Source organism: Paraburkholderia bannensis (genome assembly GCF_014200455.1).
GTDB classification, from domain to species: Bacteria; Pseudomonadota; Gammaproteobacteria; order Burkholderiales; family Burkholderiaceae; genus Paraburkholderia; species Paraburkholderia bannensis_A.
In genome coordinates this window covers 230834-250683 of sequence record NZ_JACHBW010000010.1, presented here as the reverse complement: position 1 = coordinate 250683, position 19850 = coordinate 230834, and the positions used below count along the sequence as shown (strand labels likewise).

22 protein-coding genes and 1 other RNA gene are annotated in these 19850 nt (G+C 66.3%); 8 read left to right on the top strand and 15 right to left on the bottom strand.

Features of this window, described 5'->3' with window-relative positions:
• Nucleotides 1–52: 52 nt before the first annotated feature.
• Nucleotides 53–1726, bottom strand: a complete 1674-nt coding sequence (gene ilvD, locus F4827_RS18520) for a dihydroxy-acid dehydratase (protein ID WP_183725712.1) — start codon at nt 1724–1726, stop codon at nt 53–55.
• 281 nt (nt 1727–2007) lie between these two features.
• Here ilvD and lgt point away from each other — a divergent pair, with 281 nt between their 5' ends.
• Nucleotides 2008–2922: a prolipoprotein diacylglyceryl transferase gene (gene lgt, locus F4827_RS18515; RefSeq protein ID WP_183725709.1), complete on the top strand. Its 915-nt coding sequence runs from the start codon at nt 2008–2010 to the stop codon at nt 2920–2922.
• An 88-nt stretch (nt 2923–3010) separates the two neighbouring features.
• On the opposite strand, the gene F4827_RS18510 is transcribed toward lgt, so the two are convergent.
• The 5 genes from F4827_RS18510 to F4827_RS18490 form a co-directional block, all read right to left on the bottom strand.
• A complete protein-coding gene (locus tag F4827_RS18510; RefSeq protein ID WP_183725707.1) occupies nt 3011–3739 on the bottom strand; it encodes an SIMPL domain-containing protein in 729 nt (242 codons plus the stop codon).
• A gap of 221 nt (nt 3740–3960) precedes the next feature.
• On the bottom strand, nt 3961–4419 hold the full coding sequence (locus F4827_RS18505; RefSeq protein WP_183725706.1) for an EVE domain-containing protein: 459 nt from the start codon (nt 4417–4419) through the stop codon (nt 3961–3963).
• An 87-nt stretch (nt 4420–4506) separates the two neighbouring features.
• Nucleotides 4507–4687: non-coding RNA, 6S RNA (ssrS, locus tag F4827_RS18500), on the bottom strand.
• 113 nt (nt 4688–4800) lie between these two features.
• On the bottom strand, nt 4801–5115 hold the full coding sequence (locus F4827_RS18495) for a cell division protein ZapA (protein ID WP_167062519.1): 315 nt from the start codon (nt 5113–5115) through the stop codon (nt 4801–4803).
• Nucleotides 5112–5462 carry an ATPase gene (locus tag F4827_RS18490; RefSeq protein ID WP_183725704.1) on the bottom strand — a complete coding sequence of 117 codons (351 nt, stop codon included), beginning with the start codon at nt 5460–5462 and terminating at the stop codon, nt 5112–5114. Before F4827_RS18490 ends, F4827_RS18495 begins: the two co-directional genes overlap by 4 nt.
• 518 nt (nt 5463–5980) lie before the next feature.
• Here F4827_RS18490 and F4827_RS18485 point away from each other — a divergent pair.
• The 5 genes from F4827_RS18485 (at nt 5981) to cobC (ending at nt 10347) form a co-directional block, all read left to right on the top strand.
• Entirely contained in the window at nt 5981–6982 is a 1002-nt protein-coding gene (locus tag F4827_RS18485; protein ID WP_260175291.1) for an iron ABC transporter permease, read from the top strand.
• Complete coding sequence (locus F4827_RS18480; protein ID WP_260175282.1) at nt 6979–7806, top strand: ABC transporter ATP-binding protein; 828 nt, start codon at nt 6979–6981, stop codon at nt 7804–7806. Before F4827_RS18485 ends, F4827_RS18480 begins: the two co-directional genes overlap by 4 nt.
• A gap of 56 nt (nt 7807–7862) precedes the next feature.
• Entirely contained in the window at nt 7863–8933 is a 1071-nt protein-coding gene (gene cobT, locus F4827_RS18475; RefSeq protein ID WP_183725700.1) for a nicotinate-nucleotide--dimethylbenzimidazole phosphoribosyltransferase, read from the top strand.
• 74 nt (nt 8934–9007) lie between these two features.
• On the top strand, nt 9008–9763 hold the full coding sequence (locus tag F4827_RS18470; RefSeq protein WP_183725835.1) for an adenosylcobinamide-GDP ribazoletransferase: 756 nt from the start codon (nt 9008–9010) through the stop codon (nt 9761–9763).
• Nucleotides 9748–10347 (top strand): alpha-ribazole phosphatase, encoded by a 600-nt coding sequence (cobC, locus tag F4827_RS18465; RefSeq protein WP_183725698.1) that lies wholly within the window; start codon nt 9748–9750, stop codon nt 10345–10347. Before F4827_RS18470 ends, cobC begins: the two co-directional genes overlap by 16 nt.
• 31 nt (nt 10348–10378) lie before the next feature.
• On the opposite strand, the gene F4827_RS18460 is transcribed toward cobC, so the two are convergent.
• Genes F4827_RS18460 through cobU form a run of 4 tightly spaced genes read right to left on the bottom strand, consistent with a single transcriptional unit; the run spans nt 10379 to nt 13809 of the window.
• Complete coding sequence (locus tag F4827_RS18460) at nt 10379–11290, bottom strand: cobalamin-binding protein (protein ID WP_183725696.1); 912 nt, start codon at nt 11288–11290, stop codon at nt 10379–10381.
• Nucleotides 11290–12312 carry a threonine-phosphate decarboxylase CobD gene (cobD, locus tag F4827_RS18455; protein ID WP_183725694.1) on the bottom strand — a complete coding sequence of 341 codons (1023 nt, stop codon included), beginning with the start codon at nt 12310–12312 and terminating at the stop codon, nt 11290–11292. Before cobD ends, F4827_RS18460 begins: the two co-directional genes overlap by 1 nt.
• Complete coding sequence (gene cbiB, locus F4827_RS18450; RefSeq protein ID WP_183725692.1) at nt 12305–13240, bottom strand: adenosylcobinamide-phosphate synthase CbiB; 936 nt, start codon at nt 13238–13240, stop codon at nt 12305–12307. Before cbiB ends, cobD begins: the two co-directional genes overlap by 8 nt.
• Nucleotides 13234–13809 carry a bifunctional adenosylcobinamide kinase/adenosylcobinamide-phosphate guanylyltransferase gene (gene cobU / locus F4827_RS18445; RefSeq protein WP_183725690.1) on the bottom strand — a complete coding sequence of 192 codons (576 nt, stop codon included), beginning with the start codon at nt 13807–13809 and terminating at the stop codon, nt 13234–13236. Before cobU ends, cbiB begins: the two co-directional genes overlap by 7 nt.
• A gap of 124 nt (nt 13810–13933) precedes the next feature.
• Between cobU and F4827_RS18440 the strand changes: the two genes are divergently transcribed.
• Nucleotides 13934–15514 carry a cobyric acid synthase gene (locus tag F4827_RS18440; protein WP_260175281.1) on the top strand — a complete coding sequence of 527 codons (1581 nt, stop codon included), beginning with the start codon at nt 13934–13936 and terminating at the stop codon, nt 15512–15514.
• Between the two features lie 74 nt (nt 15515–15588).
• Here the strand turns inward: F4827_RS18440 and F4827_RS18435 are convergent, their stop codons facing one another.
• On the bottom strand, nt 15589–16008 hold the full coding sequence (locus F4827_RS18435; RefSeq protein WP_183725686.1) for a PaaI family thioesterase: 420 nt from the start codon (nt 16006–16008) through the stop codon (nt 15589–15591).
• Nucleotides 16009–16220: 212 nt separating this feature from the next.
• On the opposite strand from F4827_RS18435, the gene F4827_RS18430 reads away from it, so the two are divergent.
• On the top strand, nt 16221–16847 hold the full coding sequence (locus F4827_RS18430; protein WP_183725684.1) for a ParA family protein: 627 nt from the start codon (nt 16221–16223) through the stop codon (nt 16845–16847).
• Between the two features lie 81 nt (nt 16848–16928).
• On the opposite strand, the gene panD is transcribed toward F4827_RS18430, so the two are convergent.
• The 4 genes from panD to F4827_RS18410 form a co-directional block, all read right to left on the bottom strand.
• Nucleotides 16929–17315 (bottom strand): aspartate 1-decarboxylase, encoded by a 387-nt coding sequence (gene panD / locus F4827_RS18425; protein WP_027816621.1) that lies wholly within the window; start codon nt 17313–17315, stop codon nt 16929–16931.
• A 91-nt stretch (nt 17316–17406) separates the two neighbouring features.
• Entirely contained in the window at nt 17407–18249 is an 843-nt protein-coding gene (gene panC, locus F4827_RS18420) for a pantoate--beta-alanine ligase (protein WP_183725682.1), read from the bottom strand.
• A gap of 354 nt (nt 18250–18603) precedes the next feature.
• A complete protein-coding gene (locus F4827_RS18415) occupies nt 18604–19527 on the bottom strand; it encodes a ScpA family protein (RefSeq protein WP_183725833.1) in 924 nt (307 codons plus the stop codon).
• 32 nt (nt 19528–19559) lie between these two features.
• The gene (locus F4827_RS18410) at nt 19560–19745 is read right to left on the bottom strand and encodes a DUF3460 family protein (RefSeq protein ID WP_183725680.1); all 186 of its coding nucleotides are present in this window, start codon (nt 19743–19745) and stop codon (nt 19560–19562) included.
• Nucleotides 19746–19850 lie beyond the last annotated feature (105 nt).

Below are 19850 nucleotides of genomic sequence, written 5' to 3'. Positions count from 1 at the left end.
GACAGCGCGCCCTTTTGTCTATTGATGCATGGCGACAAACACGCGTCCAGCCTTATCCCGTCACCGCTCCCAGGTTCGAGGGCCGCGTGAGTGCCGCGAACTTCGCCAGCACACCACGGGTGTAACGCGGCGCGGGCTGCTTCCATGCCGCCCGGCGGCGCGCCAGCTCGGCGTCGTCGATATTGAGTTGCAGCAGGAGTTGATGCGCGTCGATGGTGATCGAGTCGCCTTCCTGCACCAGCGCAATCGCGCCGCCCTCAAAGGCTTCGGGCGCGACGTGGCCCACCACCATGCCCCAGGTGCCCCCCGAAAAGCGCCCGTCGGTGATCAGGCCGACCGATTCGCCCAGCCCCTTGCCGATGATCGCCGATGTAGGCGCGAGCATCTCCGGCATGCCCGGCCCGCCCTTCGGCCCAAGGTAGCGCAGCACGACGATGTCGCCGGCCTTGATCTTGTCGGCGAGGATGGCTTCCATCGCGCTCTGCTCGTCGTCGAATACGCGCGCCGGGCCGGTGATGACGGGGTTCTTCAGGCCGGTGATCTTGGCGACGGCACCGTCGGTGGCGAGATTGCCCTTGAGGATCGCGAGGTGCCCTTCCTTGTAGAGCGCCCGCTCGATGGGGTAGATCACCTTTTGATCGGCGCGCGGCTTCGACGGCACATCCTTTAGTTCTTCGGCCATGGTGCGGCCGGTGATGGTCATGCAGTCGCCGTGCAGCATGCCCGCGTCCAGCAGCAGCTTGAGCACCTGCGGAATGCCGCCCGCCGCGTGCAGATCGGTCGCCACGTATTGCCCCGAGGGCTTGAGATCGCAGATCACCGGCACTTTCTTGCGCATGCGCTCGAAGTCGTCGATGCTCCAGTCGATTTCGGCGGCATGCGCGATCGCCAGATAGTGCAGCACGGCATTGGTCGAGCCGCCCGTGGCCATGATGAGCGCCACGGCGTTCTCGATCGACTTTTTCGTGATGATGTCGCGCGGCTTGAGGTCCTTCTTGACGGCTTCCACCAGCACGCGTGCCGATTCGGCCGCCGAATCGACCTTTTCCTGATCGGGATTGGCCATCGTCGACGAATAGAGCAGCGACATCCCCAGCGCCTCGAACGACGAACTCATCGTATTGGCGGTGTACATGCCGCCGCACGAACCGGTAGACGGACAGGCGTTTTTCTCGACGCCCTCGAAGTCCTCTTCGCTCATGCGCCCGGCGGTGAATTCGCCCACGGCTTCGAACGCGGAGACGATCGTCAGGTCCTTGCCCTTCCAGTGGCCCGGGCGGATCGTGCCGCCGTACACATAGATGCCCGGCACGTTGATGCGCGCCAGCGCGATCATGCCGCCCGGCATGTTCTTGTCGCAGCCGCCGATCACGACCACGCCGTCCATCCATTGCCCCTGCACGCAGGTCTCGATGCAGTCGGCGATCACTTCGCGCGAGACCAGCGAGTATTTCATGCCTTCGGTGCCCATCGACATGCCGTCGGAGATCGTCGGCGTGCCGAAGGTCTGGGCGTTGGCGTCGGCGCGCTTGACGGCTTCCACGGCCGCGTCGGCGAGGCGCTGCAGGCCCGCGTTGCACGGCGTGATGGTCGAATGGCCGTTGGCGATGCCGATCATCGGCTTGTCGAAATCGGCCTTCTCGTAGCCGAGCGCGTAATACATCGAGCGGTTCGGCGAACGCGCGACGCCTTGCGTGATGTGCTTCGAACGACGGTTGTAGGGCATGGGGAGTCTCCGTTGGACGTGTCTCGGCTCTGTCAAAACAGGATGGTCCTTGAAACGCCCAATGTCCAGGCTATTATTCGGGCCATATCTTTACAGGGGCTGCGACCAGGCGATGTGTCGCGCGCGCATGGCGCTTTCATATCCGGCCCCTAAAGTGCCCGATGTGCAAAATGGCTCGCGGCCCTGCGCGTCGGCGATAATGTCACGCTTCGGCGTCGCCAGGCGCGGCGCATCCTGCAATCCGCTTTCACAGCTCACCGCCGACAAGAACGCTTTCTACGATGCTCATTCACCCGAATTTCGACCCTGTCGCCATCCATCTGGGGCCGCTCGCCGTGCGCTGGTACGGCCTCATGTATCTCGTCGGCTTCATTCTCGCGATCGTGATCGGCCGTCTGCGCCTGCGCCTGCCGTTCGTGGCCGCGCAGGGCTGGACCGTCAAGGACATCGACGACATCCTGTTCTACGGCGTGCTGGGCACCATCCTCGGCGGTCGGCTGGGCTACGTGCTGTTCTACAAGGCGAGCTGGTACTTCGCGCATCCGCTCGACATCTTCAAGGTGTGGGAAGGCGGCATGTCGTTCCACGGCGGCTTCCTGGGCGTGACCTTCGCGATGGTGCTGTTCGCATGGCAGCGCGGGCGCACGTGGCTGCAGGTAACCGACTTCGTTGCGCCGATGGTCCCTACGGGCCTGGCCGCCGGGCGTCTGGGCAACTTCATCAACGGCGAACTGTGGGGTCGCGTGACTTCGCCCGATTCGCCCTGGGCGATGATGTTCCCGGGCGCGGCGAACGACGACGCCGCCTGGCTGCAGACGCATCCGGCGCTGGCTGCGAAGTGGCATCTGAACGAAGTGTTCGCGCAGTATCACCTGCTGCCGCGTCATCCGTCCGAACTGTATGAAATCGCGCTCGAAGGCGTGGCGCTGTTCATCGTGCTGATCCTGTTCTCGCGCAAGCCGCGTCCGGTGGGCGCGATCTCGGCGATGTTCCTGATCGGCTACGGTCTTGCGCGCTTCACGGTGGAGTTCGCGCGTGAACCCGACGACTTCCTCGGCCTGCTCGCGCTGGGCTTTTCGATGGGTCAATGGCTCTCGCTGCCGATGATCATCGCGGGCGTGTTGCTGATGGTCTGGGCGTATCGCCGCGCGAAGCGCAATCCGGCTTCGCAGCAGACGGTTGCCGCGAAGAGCTGATTCGGCGCGCTGATGCGCGCGCCGCCGCATTAAAAAAGCCACGGTTTTTGCCGTGGCTTTTTTAATGCGGCGGGCGCCGGGTGAGCCTTTACTTCATCTGCACCGAGCCCGACACGTTGACCGTGACCGTCGACGTACCGCCTTCCAGCGGCATCGGCGCCATCTTCGCATCGGCACTGGCGGCGCGTGCGCTCATCATCATCATCGGACGCGGCGCGACGCCGTTGTGGCCCACGTTCACGTCGCGGATCGAGTAGCTGCCGTAGCCGAATGCACGCGCGGCAGCGGAGGCCTGCTCGCGGAACGAGGCGATCGCTTCGCCGGAGAGCTTCTGTTCGGCGGCGCGCTGCGCTTCGGGCGACAGCGAGAACTGCACGTTGCCCACCTGCATCACCGAAGCCATCTCGCCTGCGAGTTTCGACGCCGCCGCGAAGTCATGCGACTCCAGCACGACTTCCGTGCGGCCGCGCCACGCGGAAATGCGGCCATCGCGATCGGTGGACGGATAGATCGAGAACTGGCCCGAGCGCGCGGTCACGCCCGCGACGCCCCTGGCTTTTTGCAGCGCCGAATCGGCGCGTTGATTGAGCGTGTTGGTCAGCGTGGCGGGATCGCTCGCTTCCTGCTCGTAGAACAGCGTGATCGTGACGACGTCCTGCGGGACTTCGGCGCTTGCCTGCGAGGACAGCGAGAGCACGCCCGAAGGTTGATAGCGCGCTTCGCTCTGTGCGTACGCAGCACGCGGCGCAAGCGTCATGGCCAGCGGTACAGCAGCGGCAAAAGCGGCGGCGAGCGTGACGGCGGTTGTTCTCTTCATTTTGGGCTCCTTGCAGAACGGATTGCGCAGGCGGCCGGCACACGTACATCGACACGACCATGGCCCGCGCGAGCGCATGATTGTGCGTAAGTTCGCGAGGGCGTGTCGGCTGTGTGTGCAGGGCCGTGCGTGTTCTTTGAGCGATGCGCCGCGCGCGCGGTTCCCGCTATCGGCAGGGCGTTTTGCAATCTTTAAAGATTGCCCCGAATGAAGTCGAAGCGTTACATCAGTCGCTTCGTAATGAAGTCCCACTCGGACTTCGTAACCGGCGTAATGGAAAGGCGATTGCCTTTGGCGAGCACGCGCATCCCGGCGAGTTCGTCATGCTCGCGCAAGGTGGCGAGCGGTATCAACGCAGACTTCTTCTTGAACACTACGTCGACGAGCATCCAGCGCGGATTCTCCTGCGTGGATTTCGCATCGTAGTAGGGGCTGTTCGGATCGAACTGGGTGGGATCGGGATACGGCGTCGACGACACCTGCGCGAGTCCCGCGATACCTGGCTCAGGACAGCTCGAATGATAGAAGAGCACGCCATCGCCGACCTCCATCGTATCGCGCATGAAGTTGCGCGCCTGATAGTTGCGCACGCCGGTCCACGGCAAGGTGCGTTGCGGCGCGTTCGCGAGATCGTCGATGCTTGCTTCGTCGGGTTCGGACTTCATTAGCCAGTAGCGCATGAGTCGAAGGAGAACGTCGGAAGAGGGAGAGGTGGGGGAGGCCCCAACGGAAAACGGCATCGGACGCAATGTCCGATGCCGTTTGAATAGGTCCCCGCCTTAGCCGCTAGGCCGGCATCCTGAACCGAGGGTTCAGAATTGGTCGCAGTTAGCAGCACTTCGGGTACATCAGACTAGTGACGCGCACACCCGTGCTACAAATTTCCGCAACCGTGCACATGGCATTGGTTCAAGGAATATATGACCTTGGCGAACCAGGCAGGGAAACTGACTAAACTGTTTCGAAACGTACTGTGTACGCTTCCATGAACTGCATTCTAGCGCATGATGAGGCTGCTTTTACAGCGCCAGGTATCGAATACTGTATTTCGAACACCGCGCTTATTGCACACCGTACTGCTGGATCACCGCGCCAAGCTGTTCATTCATTTGGCGCATTGTACGACGGATTTCTTCGGCTGGGAATGCTTCGCCGTGTCGCACGCTGGTCTGCAAACGCAGCAGTTCCGAGGCCAGCGAAAGCGCGGCCATCACTGCAATACGGTCCTGACCACGCACGTTGCTGTGATTGCGGATCTTCGACATTTCCGCATCCACGCGCGCGACGGCTTCAAGCAACGCGGCTTCGGTTTCCGGCGAACAGGCGAGGCGATAGGTCTGGCCCAGAATCGTCGCTTCGATCTGTTTGTTCGTCATGCATTTTCTCCGTGGCGAGCGGCATTGTCGTCGGCGGCGTCCTGCGATGGGGCGAGCAGATCGAGCTGGTTCTCGCGATCTGCACCCGCGCGGGCGCGGGGCAGCTTTTCGAGGATCGCGTTCAGTCGGACCTGCGCGTCGTCGATCTTGGCGGACAGGCCATCGCGCTCGGCCTGCAGCGCGTTGCGCTCTTCGCGCACCTGTTCGAGTTCGACGCGCGTCGCTTCGCATTGCGCGCGCAATTGCGCGAGTTGCTCTTCGAGCGCCACGCGTGCTTCATGATGGCGCTGATTGATCTCGATCAGCCGCCCGATGTTTTGTGAGAGTGTTTCGAGTTCGTTGAGCATGTGCTGCGTCCTCTAAAGACAGGCATTCTAGCGCGGATTGTCGCGTATTCCGACATCCGCGACGTTTCCAGACGTAACAACCCTACTTCTTGCCCGTATCTTGCAGTTTCAGGCACAAAATGCAGACCCGCGGCAATGCGATTGGACGGACGCGAAGCCCTCGCGAGTGCATGTGCGCCGCAATAATGACGCTTTGTTGACGCGCGCGATCGGGCGTTTCTACACACGAGAGCCATCCAGGGCCGCCTGAAAGAGGGCACAAGACGTGGCTGGCGCGGCCTTGTTGCGTGCATGTTGCGTGCATGTCGCGTGCTGCATTGCGCCCGTGATTTACGGCCATTTCATCTCAACAGGCAAAAAAACGGACAATAGCGAAACCTGCTAAGCAGACCTTCTGAGACTCGCCGATACCGACTGGATTTCGACCACCGCCCACGATGCGAACCGTAAGCTCCGACGAACCGCGCCATGCCCACGCGCCGCCGACATCGCGCGCGCCTGGCGCCGCTCGCCCGGCGATGCACGCGCGCCGTGCCGTGACGATCTGGTGCGTGCTCGCGCTCGCTTCCTGCGCGGTGTTTTTCGCGTCGCTCGTAATCGGCAGCGTGCCGGTGAGCTTCACTCAGGCAGTGCACGCGCTTTGGCCCGATGCAGGGCCGCGCGAACTTGCGGTCGAGATCGTGCAAACGCTGCGTCTGCCGCGCGCGCTTGGCGGCTTTGCGTGTGGCGCGTTGCTGGCGCTGGCGGGCGCGCTCTTGCAGGTGCTGCTGCGCAATCCGCTGGCGGAGCCCTACGTTCTGGGCGTCTCGGGTGGCGCCGCTGCTTTCGCCCTCGTTGCGATGATCGCGGGCTTCGCATGGTGGGCCGTGCAGGCAAGCGCCTGTGCGGGCGCCTTCGTGTCGATCCTGCTGGTGCTGGGCCTCGCGCGCCGCGAACTCTGGCGCGGTGAACCGCAGGACAGCTCACCGCGCCTGTTGCTCACCGGTGCGGTGACGGCAGCGGGGTGGGGCGCGCTCATCACCCTGCTGCTCACGCTTGCGCCCGACGCGCGGCTGCGCAGCATGCTGTTCTGGCTAACGGGCGATCTCGACGGTATCGGCAGGGCATGGCCCGCGTGGATCGCGCTGGCACTGGTGCTGATCTTCGCTGTGAGCGCGGCGCCGCGTCTGAACGTGCTGCTGCGCGGCGACGCCGCCGCGCAGGCGCTCGGCGTGCCGGTGCTGCGCCTGCGTCTGGGCGTTTATCTGGCGGCGTCGCTCGCGGCGGCCGCGGCAGTGACGACGGGTGGCACCATTGGTTTCGTCGGGCTCGTCGTGCCGCATGTGTTGCGGCTTGCGTTCGGCAACGACCAGCGCATGCTCGTGCCCGCGGCGGCGCTCGCGGGCGGCCTCGCCGTGATGGCCGCCGATCTCGCGGCGCGTACTCTGGCCGCGCCCACGCAACTGCCGGTGGGCGTCGTGACTGCGCTCGCGGGCGTGCCGATGTTCCTGTGGATGTTGCTACGCAGGCGCCCGACATGACCACGCACGTGCCATCGATGTTGGCCACGCATGCGCTCGCGTTGCGCGTGGGCTCACGCACGCTCGTCGAGAATCTCACGCAGTGCTTCGGCGCCGGCGAAATCTGGTGCGTGGCCGGAGCGAATGGCGCGGGCAAGACCACCTTGATCGCCACGCTTGCAGGCTTGCGTTCTCCCGCTGCGGGGCATGTCGAAATCGATGGCCTTGCCTTGCGCGACTGGAAGCCCGCACGTCTCGCGCAACGTCGCGCACTGATGCCGCAAGATGTGCGCGACGCCTTTAGCGCAAGCGTGCTCGACATCGTGCTGCTCAATCGTTATCCGCACCTCGCGGGCTGGGGCTGGGGGTGGGAAAGCGACGCGGACCGCGCCGCCGCGCATGCCGCGCTCGCACAGCTTGGCCTCGAATCGTTCGCGGCGCGCGACGTGTTATCGCTCTCGGGCGGCGAACGCCAGCGCGTGGCGCTTGCGGCGGCGCTGTGTCAGGACGCACCGCTGCTCCTGCTCGACGAACCGCTCGCGCATCTGGACCTGCATCACCAGATTGCCTGCCTCGAAGCGTTGAAGCGATGGGTATCGATCGAGTCGCGCACGGTGGTGCTGTCCTGCCATGATCTCAATCTCGCGCGCCGCTACGCGACGCATGCCTTGCTGCTCGACGGACGCGGCGCTTGCTGGGCCGGGCCGGTGCGCGACGTACTCACTGCCGCGCGCGCAAGCGAAGCATTCGGCCATCCGCTCGCACTGATACGCGACGGCCCGCACGAGGCGCTGGTGCCCGCGCTGGGGGCCGCTACGCCCATTGAACACACGTACGATCGCTGAATCGCGTTCGTACGAAACCGAACACATCGCATCGCATCCCATATAACCGAACCGCTATGACCATCACGCTTTCCGATCTGATCACTGTCGAGCCGCTGGATACTTCGCTGCGCGAAACGCTGCAGCATCTCATCGATACCAGGACCAAGCCGCCTGGCAGTCTCGGCCGCCTCGAAACCCTCGCGCGCCAGCTCGGCATGATCCAGCGCAGCACGCAGCCGCGCGTCGTGCGTCCCGCGATGATCGTGTTCGCCGGCGATCACGGCATTGCGCACGAAGGCGTGAGCCCGTATCCGCAGGCCGTTACCGCGCAGATGGTGGCGAATTTCCTGGCGGGCGGCGCGGCGATCAACGCGTTCAGCGGCGTGACGGGCCTGGAGCTTGAAATCGTCGATGCGGGTGTGGCGACGCCGCTGCCGGGCGTCGATACCTCGAAGCTGGTTTCGCTGCCCATTGCGCCAGGCACGCGCAACTTCGTACACGAAGCCGCGATGACGCGCGAGCAGGCCATCGCGGCACTCGCGGCGGGCGCGGCGCGCGTGCGTCATCACGCGGCGCTCGGCACCAATGTGATCGGCTTTGGCGAAATGGGCATCGCGAATACATCGGCGGCGGCATGCCTGATGAGCCGTCTGTGCGGCGTGCCGATCGACGAATGCGTCGGGCGCGGCACGGGTCTCGACAACGCGGGCCTCGCGAAAAAGCGCAACGTGCTGGCGGCGGCGCTCGCGCGCCACGCCGATGCGCGCGATCCGATCGATGTGCTCGCAACCTTCGGCGGCTTCGAAATCGCCATGATGGCGGGCGCGTATCTCGAAGCGGCGCGACAGCGCATGGCGATTCTCGTCGACGGCTTTATCGCGACCTCGGCGCTGGTGGTGGCCGATGCGCTCTCGCCGCATGTACGCGATTACTGCGTGTTCGCGCACGCGTCGAACGAAGCGGGGCATCGGCGCATGCTCGATCATTTCGGCGCGCGCGAACTCCTCACGCTCGATCTGCGCCTGGGCGAAGGCACGGGCGCGGCGCTCGCTGTGCCGTTGCTGCGTGCGGCCACGGCCTTCCTCAACGAGATGGCGAGCTTCGAATCGGCAGGCGTCGACGACCGCAGCGAGCGTGGGCGTTGAGCGAGCCGGATAAGAGCGCGAAAGGCGTGCAAGGCGGCGCGCGTGAAGCGCGTGCGAGCGCATTCAAGCCGCTCATGGAAGTGCGCTACTTCTTCACGGCACTTGGCTATTTCACGCGCGTGCCGGTGCCGCGCTGGGTCGGCTTCGAGCCGCCGTGGCTCAATGCGGCGGCGCGCTATTTTCCGCTCGTTGGCGTGTTGGTCGGCGTGCTGGCGGCGCTCGTCTATCTGGGCGCATTGCACGTGTTTCCCGCCGGCGTGGCCGTGCTGCTTTCGATGGCGGCAACCTTGCTGGTGACGGGCGCCTTCCACGAAGACGGTCTCGCCGATTGTCTCGACGCCTTTGGCGGCGCGTATCGGAAAGAGGACGTGCTGCGCATCATGCACGACTCGCGCATCGGCGCGTTTGGGGCGATAGGTCTGGTCGTGATGCTGGCCTTGAAGTGGCAGACGCTCGCCATGCTGCCGCCGCTACGCGCGGCCACGCTGATGATCGCGGGCCATGCGGCGAGCCGTGTGTTGGCGATCAGCTATCTGGCGTCGCTCGAATACGTGCGTCCCGAGGGCAAGGCCAAGCCGGTGGCGCAGCGCTTGAGCGCGTCTGCGCTGCTGCTGGCGGCCGGGTTCGGTTTGCCTTGGCTGTTCTGGCCCGCGTGGCCGGACTGGCGTGCGGCCATCGCGACGCTTGCCGTGCTCGGCGTGCTGCGCTTGGCGCTTGGGCGTTACTTCGTGCGGCGCATCGGCGGCTACACGGGTGATTGCCTGGGCTTTGCCCAGCAGATTTTCGAGCTCGCGATCTACCTCATGGGACTCGCATGGATCTCGTCCTGATCCGACATCCGGCCGTGGCGGTCGAGGCCGGCATCTGCTATGGCCGCTCCGATGTGGCGCTTGCCGCCGATGCCGAAGCGGGCGCGGCGTCGATTGCCGCGCGGCTGGCGGTGCTGGGCGTGCGTGCGCCCGCGCGCATCGCAACGAGTCCGCTCACGCGCTGCGCGAGTGTGGCGCGCGTGCTGGCGCGCGCGCACGGCGCGCTCGTGCCGCAAGAAGACGCGCGTCTCGCGGAAATGGATTTCGGCACGTGGGAGATGCAGCGCTGGGATGGCATCGAGTGCACGCAGATCGATGCGTGGGCCGCGAACTTTCTGCACGCGCGGGATCACGGCGGCGAGAGCGTTGCGCAATTCGATGCGCGTGTGACGGCGTGGTTCGAGGCGCTGGGTGCAGATCAAACGGATGCGCGCGCAACGATATGGGCGGTCGCGCATGCGGGCGTAATCCGCACGGTCGCCGCACGCGCGCTAGGCGTATCGCTCGAACGTTGCGTGCGCTGGCCGCTGGAAATGGCCGCGATCGTGGTGCTGCGTCGCGAATCGTCGAGCGGCGAATGGCTGCTTTCTCGCTGGAATGCCTGACGCGTGCGTGCCGATTGATTCGGATGCCGGATCAATTGGCGCGCGCACGCTGCAAATCTTCGCACAGCTTCTGCGCACCCTGGGCGATGCGCGGCCCCGCGCGCGAAAGCAGATCGCCGTCGATGGCGTAGAGCTTGTTGTGCGCGACCGCCTTCAACTGCGGCCACGCGCGCCAGCGCTCCAGCGCTGGCAAGGGGCGGTCCGGTGCGGTCGCGCCCGCCGAGGCGGTCACGATGGCATCGGGATTCGCGGCGATGACGGCTTCGGTCGAGAGCGTCGGCACCAGCGGGCGCAGCGCGGCGAACACGTTGCGCCCGCCGCATAGCGCGATCGCATCGGAAATCATCGATTCGCCGTTGATCGTCATGAGCGGTTGATCCCAGACTTCATAGAACACGCTTACCGGCGCGCGCTGCGCGTAGGTCGCGCGCAACTGCGCGATCTGGCGGCGGTAAGCGCTTGCCGCCGCCAGCGCTGTCGGCTCCGTGCCGAGCAGCACGCCCAGGCGCGTGAGCGAGGTCGCCACGTCGTCCAGCCGATGCGGTTCGCTGAAGAACAACGGAATATGCAGATCGCGCAGACGGTCGAGTTGCTGCTGGGCGTTGCCGTGTCGCCAGACGACGATCAGATCGGGTTTGAGCGCGGCAATGCGTTCGAGGTCGAGCGCGCGGTTGTCGCCCACGCGCGGCACGGCTTTCGCTTCGGGCGGGTAGTCGCTGTAGCTCACCGCGCCCACCAGCTTCGTGCCACCGCCCGCCGCGTAGATCAGCTCGGTGATGTGCGGCGCGAGGCTCACCACGCGCTGCGCGGGCGCGATGAGCGTGACGGTGTCGCCGTTATCGTCGACGGCGCTCACGGGCGCGGCGTGGGCGATATCGATGGTGAGCGCGGCGGTGAGCGCAAGCGCGAGACAGGCAAGCGTGAGGCGGCAAAGCGCGCGCATCAGCCGATTACCCGAACCGCTTGCGCGAGCGCGCTGGCAAAGCGCTGCCATTGCGCTTCGCAAGCCGGCAGACCGAAACGCAGGCTGGCGGGCGAATCGAAGCGGCGCGTCCATACCGCGCGTGCGGCGAGCGCGTCCTGCAAGTGCGCGGCGCGCGCGTCGGCGATCCATGCGTAAAGCGGCGTGGCGTGCGGCGTGAAGCCTTGCGCCGAAAGCAGCGCGGCGAGGCGCGCGCCTTCGGCGGCCAGACGCTCGCGCATTGCGGCTTGCCAGGCGGCGTCTTCGAACGCGTGCCTGACGGCGTGGCGCGCTGGGCCGCTCACCGTCCAGGCGCCCAGACGCGCGCGCAAGGTGGCGAGCAAGCCGGGCTGCGCGAGCGCGAAGCCGCAGCGCGCGCCCGCGAGGCCGAAGAACTTGCCCGGCGAGCGCAGCACCACGAGGCCGCCGCGATCGACCGCATCGGCCAGCGACTCGGCGCGCGCCTGAGCATAGGCATCGGCGAACGCTTCATCGACGATCAGCGTGCCGCCGCGCGCCGCCAGTTGCGCGAGCCAGCGCAGCAGCGTGTCGCGCGCGACGAGCGTGGCGGTTGGATTGTTAGGATTGACGACGACGGCGTGCGTGACGTCATCGGGCAACGCTGTAGCGCCGATGTCGAGCGGCACGACCGTGTGCCCCGCTTGTGCGAAAGCGGGCGCGTACTCGCCGTAGGTGAGCGGCGCGATGGCCACGCCCCCGGGCGGCAGCAGCGCGGGTAACGCGCGGATCGCCGCCTGGCTTCCCGCGACCGGCAAGACGTGTTGGGCATCGGGCGCGCCGTAATAACGCGCGGCGCAGGCGGCAAAACCATCGCCGTCATCGGGCAGACGTCGCCATGCCGAAGCCGGCACCGGCGGCACCGGATAGCCGTGCGGATTGATGCCGGTCGACAGATCGATCCACGTCTCCCAGCCGATGCCGTAGCGCTGCGCGGCCTCATGCAGATTGCCGCCGTGCGCGACCATGCGCGGTGTGTCAGACATGGGTCGCCACGCTCACGAAAGCCAGCGCGATCAGCGCGGCGAGCCAAAGGATGGTTGTACGTTCGACCAGGCGCAGCGCGGCTTGCACGTCCTGCGCACGCGGCGGCGAGCCCGCGCCCAATGGCGGGCGTTGCTCGATCGCACCGTGATACACCGCCGCGCCGCCCAGCAGCACGTTCAGGCTGCCGGCGCCTGCGGCCATCACCGGCCCGGCGTTCGGGCTTTCCCAGCGGCGCGCCTGCTCGCGCCAGCAGCGCAGCGCCACGCGCGTATCGCCGAGCAGCGCGTAGCTCGTGGCCGTGAGGCGCGCGGGAATCCAGTTGAGCACGTCGTCGATACGCGCGGCCGCCCAGCCGAAGCGCAGGAAGCGCGGCGTGCGGTAGCCCCACATCGCGTCCAGCGTGTTGGCGAGGCGAAACGCCAGCGCGCCCGGTCCGCCCGCGATGACGAACCAAAACAGCGCGCCGAAGATCGCATCGTTGCCGTTTTCGAGCGCCGATTCGCAAGCCGCGCGCGACAGCGCGGTGGCGTCGGCGTTGGCGGTGTCGCGCGAAACGATGCGCGCCGTGAGCGCGCGCGCCGTGGCGAGGTCGCGTTCGGCGAGCGCCTGGGCGATCGGCGCGATGTGCTCCTCGAGGCTGCGTGCGCCAAGCGCGAACCACAGCAGCGCGACATGCACCGCCCAGCCGAACGGCCAGGGCAGCGCCGCGCAAAGGAAGGCGGCCATCGCCACGGGCGGCGCGACGGCGAGCAGCCAGGCCAGCAGGCCGAGCGGACGGCCGCGTCGTCCCGTATTCAGACGTTTTTCGATGCGCCCGGCGAGCGTGCCGAAAGCGACTAGCGGATGCGCGCGGCGCGGCTCGCCCAACCAGCGGTCGACGGCAACGCCGGCCACGGCGAGTGCGGCGGTGACGGGTAGACTCAGCATGACGGATTGGACGGTGCCGGCGACTTCAGCACAAGCGGCAGTCCAGCCGCGACCAGCGTCGCGCGGTCTGCGATGGCGGCGATGCGCTGGTTCAGGCGGCCGAGTTCGTCCACGTAGAGGCGGGTGGCTGCGCCCATCGGCACGACGCCCATGCCGATTTCGTTGCTCACCACCAGCACCGTGCCGCGCGTGCGCTGGCAGGCCGCCGCGAACGCGTCGATGCGCTCGCGCCAGTCCGGGCGCGGATCTTCGGAATCGGGTGGGCACAGCAGCGTGGCGAGCCAGAGCGTGAGGCAGTCGATCAGCACGCAGCGGCCGGGCGCGGCGGCGGCGCCGAGCGCGCCCGCCAGATCGAGCGACGCTTCGACGAGGCCCCAGTGCGTGGGCCGCCGCGCGCGGTGATGGTCGATGCGCGCGTTGAATTCGGCATCCGCATGTGCGCCCGTGGGCACCGCGGCGGTGGCGATGTAGGTGACCGGCAGGCCGCTGTCGGCCGCGAGGCTTTCGGCGTAGGCGCTCTTGCCCGAGCGCGCGCCGCCGACGATAAAGGTGAGATCGCGTGAAATCATCGCGTGATTGTACTGGCTGCGTTCGCGGTATCCGCAGGCGGTAACCGCGCGCCGCGCAGGGGCGCGCTGTGGAGAGGGTAAAGGCGATGGGATAATGCGCCTTCGTCCGAACGCCCCAGCCACGATGTCAGCCGACTCTTCTGAACCCTCCGTTTCGTCCACCGTTACGTCCGCCGTGCCGCGCGGCACGCTCATGATCCAGGGCACCACGTCCGACGCCGGCAAGAGCACACTGGTGGCCGGACTGTGCCGTCTCGCGCGGCGCGCGGGGGTGCGTGTGGCGCCGTTCAAGCCGCAGAACATGGCGCTCAACAGCGCCGTCACGGCGGATGGCGGCGAAATCGGCCGGGCGCAGGCGTTGCAGGCCATCGCCGCAGGGATCGCGCCGCATACGGATCTGAACCCGGTGCTGCTCAAGCCCAATAGCGACATGGGCTCGCAGGTCATCATCCACGGCCGTGCGCGCATGAACCTCAATGCGCGCGCCTACCAGAGCTACAAGCCGATCGCGCGCGAGGCCGTGCTGGAGTCCTACGGGCGCTTGCGCGCGGGCTACGACACCGTGTTCGTCGAAGGCGCAGGCAGTCCCGCCGAAATCAACCTGCGCGCCAACGACATCGCCAATATGGGTTTCGCCGAAGCGGTCGATTGCCCGGTCGTGCTGGTCGCCGATATCGACCGGGGCGGCGTGTTCGCGCATCTGATCGGCACGCTCGCGTGCCTGTCGCCAGGCGAGCGCGCGCGCGTGAAGGGCTTCATCATAAATCGTTTTCGCGGCGACCCCTCGCTGCTCAAACCGGGCCTCGACTGGCTGGAGGCCCAGACCGGCAAGCCCGTGCTGGGCGTGGTGCCGTATCTGCACGGCCTCGCTCTGGACGCCGAGGATATGTTGCCGGGCGCGGCGCACACGCACGCGCAGATCGATGACGAACCCCGCGCCCAGACGCTGCGCGTGGTCGTGCCGGCGCTGCCGCACATCAGCAATCACACGGATTTCGACGCCTTGCGCGTGCACCCGCAGGTCGAATTCAGCTACGTGCGCGCGGGCAACGCGCCGCCGCCCGCCGATCTGGTGATCCTGCCGGGCTCGAAGAACGTGCGCGACGATCTGGCGTGGCTGCGCGCGCAGGGCTGGGACAAGGCGCTGGAGCGGCATTTGCGCTACGGCGGACGCGTGATCGGCATCTGTGGCGGCATGCAGATGCTTGGCCGTTCGATCGCTGATCCGCATGGCGTCGAAGGCGAGCCGGGCACGACGGCGGGTTTCGGCTGGCTCGACTACGAAACCGAACTCACGCGCGAGAAGGCGCTGCGCAATGTGACGGGGCGGCTCGTGCTGGGCGGGAGCGCCACGCCCGCGCCGGTGCGCGGCTACGAGATTCACATGGGCGTGACGCGCGGCGCGGCGCTGGATGCGCCGGCGTTGCGCATCGATTCGATCGAGGGTGAAGCGGAGGAAGCGGACGAAGCGCGTGGCCAGCTGCGCGTGGACGGCGCGCAATCGGCCGACGGGCAGATTCTGGCGACCTATCTGCACGGTCTGTTCGACACGCCGCAAGCCTGTGCCGCGCTGCTGGGCTGGGCGGGGCTGGCCGCCGCCCGGCAGCTGGACTATCCGGCGCTGCGCGAGGCCTCGCTCGAACGGCTCGCCGATACACTGGCGGCGAGCCTGGACCTGCCGCGTCTGTACGCGGCGATGCGCTGAACGCCGAGGGCTGCCCCCGCAATTCGGCTCCCGCAGTACAGCCCGCTCAGTGCAGCCCGCTCAGTGCAGCCCCCTCAGTAAAGCACCATCTGCGTGCAACGGAACAGGGCGGTGGTCTTGCCGTCCGGGCCGGTGACGGTGGCGTCCCAGATCTGCGTGCTGCGTCCCAGGTGCACGCCGGTCGCCACGACGCTCAGGCGCCCCTCGCGGGCGGTGCCGAGGAAATTGCTTTTCAGCTCGATGGTGGTGAAGTTCTTCGCGTTCGGCGGCAGGTGCGCGAGGCAGCCATAGCCGCAGGCGGTGTCGGCGAGGCAGACGACGGTGGCCGCGTGCAGAAAGCCGTTGGGCGCAAGCAGTTCGCTGCGGATATCGAGTTCCGCGCGCAGGATGCCCTGTTCCAGCGCGACCGGGCGAAAGCCGATCAGCGCCGGCAGGCAGCCTCGCTGGCGCTCGCGCAGGAAGTCGAGGGTGATGTCGGTGCGCAGCGTGCTCATGGGGCGAGGGTCTCCGTGGGACTCGATTTGATCGCGTGTTTGCAAACCGGGGGCTTCGACCCCGCGGCATTTGCCGATATTATCGGACGGTTGCGGAAACGGCCGTGCCCGAATCCGCAGTGGGAATCAGCAAAAGAAGGATTGGCAGAATCGGATTGGCAAAATCGGCAAACCGGCTGGCCCACGCGCCAGCCATCCTGACGGGAGCATTCATGACGGTGATCGTGGTGGCGAACCCCAAGGGCGGCGTCGGCAAAAGCACGCTGTCCACCAATCTGGCCGGCTATTTCGCGGCGCAAGGCGAGTGGGTCGCGCTCGCCGACCTGGACCGGCAGCAGTCGGCGCACGCGTGGCTCGACCTGCGCCCCGCGGCGCTGCCGGCCATCGAAAGCTGGCAGGTCGATCTGGATCATCCTGCGAAGCCGCCCAAGGGCCTGGAGCATGCCGTGATCGACACGCCGGCGGGTCTGCACGGCAATCGCCTGAACGCGATCGTCGAGCTGGCGGACAAAGTCATCGTGCCGCTGCAGCCGTCGATGTTCGACATTCTCGCGACCAAGGATTTCCTCGACCGTCTGGCCAAGGAAAAGGCGGTGCGCAAGGGCGCGATCAAGGTCGGCGTGGTGGGCATGCGGGTGGACGCGCGCACCCGTTCGGCCGAACAGCTGCAGCGTTTCGTGGAAGGGCTGGATCTGCCCGTGCTGGGCTATCTGCGCGACACGCAGAACTACGTGCAACTGGCGGCGCACGGCCTGACGATCTGGGACGTCGCGAAAAGCCGCGTGGAGAAAGACCTCGACCAGTGGCAGTCGATCCTGGCCTGGGCGAACGAGAAGTAAGCATCCTGACCGGAAAGAAGCGGGAAGAAAAACGGGAGCCCGAAGGCTCCCGTTTTTTCGACTGGCGTGCGTGAAAAGCGCTCAGGTCCAGTTCTGGGTCGGCACGTGGTCGCGGCTGCCCTTGATGCGGTTGTTTTCGTCGACGAACACGAGATCGGGCTTCCAGCCGGCCTTGAGTTCGGCTTCATCGACGTTCGCGAAGGCGGCGATGATGACCAGATCGCCCAGTTGCGCGCGGCGCGCTGCCGAACCATTGAGCGAAATCATGCCGCTGCCGCGCTCGCCCTTGATCGCGTAGGTCGAAAAGCGCTCGCCGTTGTTGATGTTCCAGATGTCGATGCGCTCGTTTTCGACGATGTTGGCCGCTTCGAGCAGGTTCTCGTCGATCGCGCACGAACCTTCGTAGTGCAGCTCGCAGTGCGTGACGGCGACGCGGTGGATCTTCGACTTCAGCATATGGCGTTGCATGGATGTCTCCTCAAGCGGGCGGGCGCTGGGCCCGCCGCGGCAGATTCGGAAATGGCGTGATGGAGGGGCCGGCGGCGCGAGGTCGCGCCGCTCAGATTTCCAGGTTGTCGATAAGGCGCGTGGGGCCGAGCTTCGCTGCGGCCAGCACGACGAGCGGGGCATCGGCGTCGGCGGCGACGCCCGGCGCCGGCGGCAGCAGGTTCGCGCGCTTGCGGATGGCGATGTAATCGGGCTTCCAGCCGCGCTGGGCGAGCTTCGCCATGGCGTCGAGTTCGAGCTGCTGGAGGTCGCGGCGGCCCGCCAGCACCGCTTCGCGGATGCCTTGCAGGGCGGCCGCCAGCTGCGGCGCTTCGGCGCGCTCGGCGTCCGAGAGGTAGCGGTTGCGCGAGCTGAGCGCGAGGCCGTCCTGATCGCGCACGGTCTCGGCGGCGATCACTTCGGTCGGCAGCGCGAACTGCTGGCACATCGCGCGCACGATCATCAACTGCTGGTAATCCTTCTTGCCGAACACGGCCACGCGCGGCTGCACACACGACATCAGCTTCATGACGACCGTGCACACGCCTTCAAAGAAGCCGGGACGGAATTCCCCTTCGAGGATGTCGCCCAGATCGTGCGGCGGGCGCACCCGGTATTCCTGCGGCTGGGGGTAGAGGTCGCGCTCGGTGGGCGCGAACAGCACGTAGACGTTTTCCTTCTGCAGCTTTTCGATATCGGCTTCGAGCGTGCGCGGATATTTGTCGAAATCCTCGTTCGGGCCGAATTGCAGACGGTTGACGAAGATGCTCGCGACCACCGGGTCGCCGTGCTGGCGCGCCAGGCGCATCAGCGAAAGGTGGCCTTCGTGCAGATTGCCCATGGTCGGGACGAACGCGGTGCGGTTTTGGCCGCGCAACTGGTCGCGCAGTTCCTGAATCGAGCTGATGACTTTCATGATCGGATGCGTTGTGCCTCGCGCGGGGCAAGACGGGGTTGCTGCACACGGCGGGCCCGCAAGGCGGCCGGCCGGAAGGCGTGCCAGTCCCTGTCAGGGCAGGCGCGGGCGATTGTAGAGGATTTGTGCGTGCTGCGCAGCCGCCCGGGATGGGGGATTGACCTGGACTGGAAAGAAGGGGACGCATGGCTTGTCCGCGATGCAATGACTGCGAAAATGGGGCCATTGCAGGCGGGACGGGTCGTGCACAGGGAACAAGCCTGCTTGGGCAGCTAAATCAGCAGGCAACTCAGGAAGCCAAATCAGGAAGCCAAATCAGGAAGCCAAATCAGGAAGCCAAATCAGGAAGCCAAATCAGGCAGGCAAATAAGCCAGACGCACGTAGATGGGCGCGAACGGTTCGGCCTGGGTGATTTCGAGCAGCGACTCGCGCGCCAGTTCCAGCATGGCGATGAAGTTGACCACCACCACGGGCACGCCGCGCGTGGTGTCGAAGAGTTCCGTGAATTCCATGAAGCGCGCGCCTTGCAGCTTGCGCAGGATCACGCTCATATGCTCGCGCACCGACAGTTCCTCGCGCGAGATCTTGTGATGCTGGACCAGCTTCGCGCGCTTGATGACGTCGGCCCACGCGGCGCGAAGGTCGTTGCTGTCGACATCGGGGAAGCGCGGCGTGATGCTTTGCTCGATATAGACCTCGGCGCGCAGGAAATCGCGGCCGAGTTGCGGCAGCTTGTCCAGCCGCTGCGCGGCAAGCTTCATCTGCTCGTATTCGAGCAGGCGGCGCACGAGTTCGGCGCGCGGGTCTTCGGCTTCATCGCCGGTGTCGGCCTTCTTGACTGGCAGCAGCATGCGCGACTTGATCTCGATCAGCATGGCCGCCATCAGCAGATATTCGGCCGCGAGTTCGAGATTGGTCTTGCGCAGTTGCTCAACATAACCGAGGTACTGCACGGTGACGTCCGCCATCGGGATGTCGAGCACGTTGAAGTTCTGCTTGCGGATCAGGTACAGCAACAGATCGAGCGGACCTTCGAACGTTTCGAGGAAAACCTCAAGCGCATCGGGCGGGATATAGAGATCTTGCGGAAGCTTGAAGAGCGGCTCGCCGTACAGACGCGCGAAAGCGACGCCGTCGACCGTGTCGGGCGTCGAATCCGTGGCGGGGGCGGCGAGCGCCTCGGCGGCGCTGGACGGCGCGGGAGGGGGCGGCTGGACGCCCTTATCACCTCTTTCGCCTTTTTCACCCGGTTCACCGCCCGCTGGACCCATGGACATCTCGGGGCGTTCGGCGCCGTCGGCTTCGGCCATCAGAAGTTCTGGTAGTAGACGTAGGGCGTCTGCTTGACGCGCGAAGCCTGCTGGCGCTCGCGTTCTTCGAGGTCGATCGGCTGCTTGTCCCACAGCAGCGAGCGGCCCTTGCGCTGCTGCTCTTCGAGTTGCGGCTTCTGCTCTTTGAGCTGGTTCAGGAACTGCGTGATGTCCGACTGATACATGGCTGACGTCCGTCGAGTGGGGCGGCCTGTGCCGTTTCGTCCAGTGTGTTGTGACGTCTGGCGGCCGCTGGTGATTCCGGTGTTTCTTGTCGGCGCCAATTTTAC

Coding starts and splice junctions, on each gene's coding strand:
- F4827_RS18490 (WP_183725704.1), bottom strand. CDS start 5,462: ATGCTCAACGAACTCGAAACACTCTCACAAAACATCGGGCGGCTGATC.
- F4827_RS18485 (WP_260175291.1), top strand. CDS start 5,981: ATGCACGCGCGCCGTGCCGTGACGATCTGGTGCGTGCTCGCGCTCGCT.
- F4827_RS18430 (WP_183725684.1), top strand. CDS start 16,221: ATGACGGTGATCGTGGTGGCGAACCCCAAGGGCGGCGTCGGCAAAAGC.
- F4827_RS18505 (WP_183725706.1), bottom strand. CDS start 4,419: ATGCGCTACTGGCTAATGAAGTCCGAACCCGACGAAGCAAGCATCGAC.
- panC (WP_183725682.1), bottom strand. CDS start 18,249: ATGAAAGTCATCAGCTCGATTCAGGAACTGCGCGACCAGTTGCGCGGC.
- F4827_RS18510 (WP_183725707.1), bottom strand. CDS start 3,739: ATGAAGAGAACAACCGCCGTCACGCTCGCCGCCGCTTTTGCCGCTGCT.
- lgt (WP_183725709.1), top strand. CDS start 2,008: ATGCTCATTCACCCGAATTTCGACCCTGTCGCCATCCATCTGGGGCCG.
- cbiB (WP_183725692.1), bottom strand. CDS start 13,240: ATGCTGAGTCTACCCGTCACCGCCGCACTCGCCGTGGCCGGCGTTGCC.
- F4827_RS18435 (WP_183725686.1), bottom strand. CDS start 16,008: ATGAGCACGCTGCGCACCGACATCACCCTCGACTTCCTGCGCGAGCGC.
- F4827_RS18460 (WP_183725696.1), bottom strand. CDS start 11,290: ATGCGCGCGCTTTGCCGCCTCACGCTTGCCTGTCTCGCGCTTGCGCTC.
- cobC (WP_183725698.1), top strand. CDS start 9,748: ATGGATCTCGTCCTGATCCGACATCCGGCCGTGGCGGTCGAGGCCGGC.
- cobU (WP_183725690.1), bottom strand. CDS start 13,809: ATGATTTCACGCGATCTCACCTTTATCGTCGGCGGCGCGCGCTCGGGC.
- panD (WP_027816621.1), bottom strand. CDS start 17,315: ATGCAACGCCATATGCTGAAGTCGAAGATCCACCGCGTCGCCGTCACG.
- cobT (WP_183725700.1), top strand. CDS start 7,863: ATGACCATCACGCTTTCCGATCTGATCACTGTCGAGCCGCTGGATACT.
- F4827_RS18440 (WP_260175281.1), top strand. CDS start 13,934: ATGTCAGCCGACTCTTCTGAACCCTCCGTTTCGTCCACCGTTACGTCC.
- F4827_RS18415 (WP_183725833.1), bottom strand. CDS start 19,527: ATGTCCATGGGTCCAGCGGGCGGTGAACCGGGTGAAAAAGGCGAAAGA.
- F4827_RS18410 (WP_183725680.1), bottom strand. CDS start 19,745: ATGTATCAGTCGGACATCACGCAGTTCCTGAACCAGCTCAAAGAGCAG.
- F4827_RS18495 (WP_167062519.1), bottom strand. CDS start 5,115: ATGACGAACAAACAGATCGAAGCGACGATTCTGGGCCAGACCTATCGC.
- cobD (WP_183725694.1), bottom strand. CDS start 12,312: ATGTCTGACACACCGCGCATGGTCGCGCACGGCGGCAATCTGCATGAG.
- F4827_RS18480 (WP_260175282.1), top strand. CDS start 6,979: ATGACCACGCACGTGCCATCGATGTTGGCCACGCATGCGCTCGCGTTG.
- F4827_RS18470 (WP_183725835.1), top strand. CDS start 9,008: ATGGAAGTGCGCTACTTCTTCACGGCACTTGGCTATTTCACGCGCGTG.
- ilvD (WP_183725712.1), bottom strand. CDS start 1,726: ATGCCCTACAACCGTCGTTCGAAGCACATCACGCAAGGCGTCGCGCGT.